Raw genomic sequence first — 2,641 nt, 5'->3', positions numbered from 1 at the left:
CGCTCGGATGGGAGTGTTGGTTCCGACGTTGGTACTGATAATGCGGAAATTTATTTATTAACCGCTAATTCCTTTAGATTTAAACAAAGTCGATAGAATCAGTGTGCCGAAGTGAAACGTATCTTCAAAACCGGTGAGACACATCGGATCTAAAAAAGATAAAACAACTCAATTCTGGTTGATCCTGCCAGAGGTCACTGCTATCGGGGTTCGATTAAGCCATGCGAGTCGAGAGGGTTCAGACCCTCGGCGGACTGCTCAGTAACACGTGGATAATCTGCCCTATGGTGGAGGATAACCCCGGGAAACTGGGGATAATACTCCATAAGTCAGGAGTACTGGAATGTCTCCTAACTGAAAGTTGCGGCGCCATAGGATGAATCTGCGGCCGATTAGGTAGTTGTTGGGGTAACGGCCCAACAAGCCCGTAATCGGTACGGGTTGTGGGAGCAAGAGCCCGGAGATGGAATCTGAGACACGATTCCAGGCCCTACGGGGCGCAGCAGGCGCGAAAACTTTACAATGCAGGAAACTGTGATAAGGGAACCCCGAGTGCCCGTACACGCGGGCTGTCCCGGTGTTTAAAACACATCGGAAGAAAGGGCCGGGCAAGACCGGTGCCAGCCGCCGCGGTAATACCGGCGGCTCGAGTGGTGACCACTTTTATTGGGCTTAAAGCGTTCGTAGCTTGATTTTTAAGTCTCTTGGGAAATCTCACGGCTTAACTGTGAGGCGTCTAAGAGATACTGGGAATCTAGGGACCGGGAGAGGTAAGAGGTACTTCAGGGGTAGAAGTGAAATTCTGTAATCCTTGAGGGACCACCGATGGCGAAGGCATCTTACCAGAACGGCTTCGACAGTGAGGAACGAAAGCTGGGGGAGCGAACGGGATTAGATACCCCGGTAGTCCCAGCCGTAAACTATGCGCGTTAGGTGTGCCTGTAACTACGAGTTACCGGGGTGCCGAAGTGAAAACGTGAAACGTGCCGCCTGGGAAGTACGGTCGCAAGGCTGAAACTTAAAGGAATTGGCGGGGGAGCACCACAACGGGTGGAGCCTGCGGTTTAATTGGACTCAACGCCGGGCAGCTCACCGGATAGGACAGCGGAATGATAGCCGGGCTGAAGACCTTGCTTGACCAGCTGAGAGGAGGTGCATGGCCGTCGTCAGTTCGTACTGTGAAGCATCCTGTTTAGTCAGGCAACGAGCGAGACCCACGCCAACAGTTGCTAGCATGTTCTCCGGAATGATGAGGACACTGTTGGGACCGCCTCTGCTAAAGAGGAGGAAGGAATGGGCAACGGTAGGTCAGCATGCCCCGAATTATCCGGGCTACACGCGGGCTACAATGGTCAGGACAATGGGAAACGGCACTGAAAAGTGTAGTCAATCTCCTAAACCTGTCCCAAGTTCGGATTGTGGGCTGCAACTCGCCCACATGAAGCTGGAATCCGTAGTAATCGCGTTTCAAAATAGCGCGGTGAATAAGTCCCTGCTCCTTGCACACACCGCCCGTCAAACCATCTTAGTGAGGTTTGGATGAGGCTGTGGTTAACTGCCACAGTCGAATCTAGGTTTCGCAAGGAGGGTTAAGTCGTAACAAGGTAGCCGTAGGGGAATCTGCGGCTGGATCACCTCCTAACGACAATCGAAAGGAAAAATTAGCGGTTAATAAATAAACCGTAAAATTATCGGTATCGACGAAAGAAGAAGAAACGACAGCGGGCTTATAGCTCAGTTGGAAGAGCGCCGCCTTTGCAAGGCGGAGGCCGGGGGTTCAAATCCCCCTGAGTCCACTTAAAACCATTGTGAGATGGTTTTAGAGATGCACCCGGAAATGCGAATTACCGGGGAAGGGTTGAAACTCACGCAAGCGGCGACGCCGTGAGTTCATGAAACCGTGCACAGGTATAACATAACAGACGTTAAATGGATTTTAGCGGATAAAAGCCAAAAAAACTTTGCTGAATTACATTAAACCTGTCAGTGAATGGCTCGGTTTGAGAGCCGATGAAGGGCGTGCCAAGCTGCGATAAGCTCCGGGAAGACGCAAGGGTTCTATGATCCGGAGATCCCCGAATGGGAATCCTACGGCATCAGCCGTGATTGGAAACAATCGGTAACCCCCCGAATTGAAACATCTTAGTAGGGGGAGGAAAAGAAATCAAACGAGATGTCGTGAGTAAAGGCGATCGAAATCGACACAGTTCAAACTGAATCCCGCAAGGGAGATGTGGTGTTATAGGCTCACTGTAGATTTTAACAAACGAAACGGAACTCTTCTGGAACGTCAGACCACAGAGGGTGACAGTCCCGTACGTGTAAGTTTATTAAAACAAGTGAATACCTGAGTAATGCGGGTTGGAAATCTCGCATGAACTTGGGGGTCATCAACCTCCAAAACTAAATACTCCTCAAAACCGATAGCGCAATAGTAGTGTGAACGAAAGCTGAAAAGTAACCCTGGAAAGGTGGTGAACAAGTGCCTGAAACTGGCAGGTGACAGTGTGTTATGGCGTGCAAGGATCTTTACACCGAAAGAAAATATCGCGAGGTATGTGTATGGGGTGTAATGCCGACGTCATAACTTACGTTTTGAAGAACGGGCCGGAGAGTTAATTCTGTTGGCGAGGTTAACGAA

1 tRNA gene and 2 rRNA genes are annotated in these 2,641 nt (G+C 50.3%); all 3 read left to right on the top strand.

The features are described from left to right. The first annotated feature begins 171 nt into the window (after positions 1-171). Positions 172-1,640: ribosomal RNA gene (locus tag T502_RS08395) — 16S ribosomal RNA — on the top strand. Between the two features lie 83 nt (positions 1,641-1,723). After that, positions 1,724-1,796: transfer RNA gene (locus T502_RS08390), tRNA-Ala, on the top strand. Positions 1,797-1,962: 166 nt separating this feature from the next. Beyond that, positions 1,963-2,641 (top strand): 23S ribosomal RNA (locus tag T502_RS09070); the annotation flags it as partial.

Source organism: Methanomicrobium mobile BP, assembly GCF_000711215.1.
Classification (GTDB): Archaea; Halobacteriota; Methanomicrobia; order Methanomicrobiales; family Methanomicrobiaceae; genus Methanomicrobium; species Methanomicrobium mobile.
This window is presented reverse-complemented; position numbering and strand designations above follow the sequence as displayed.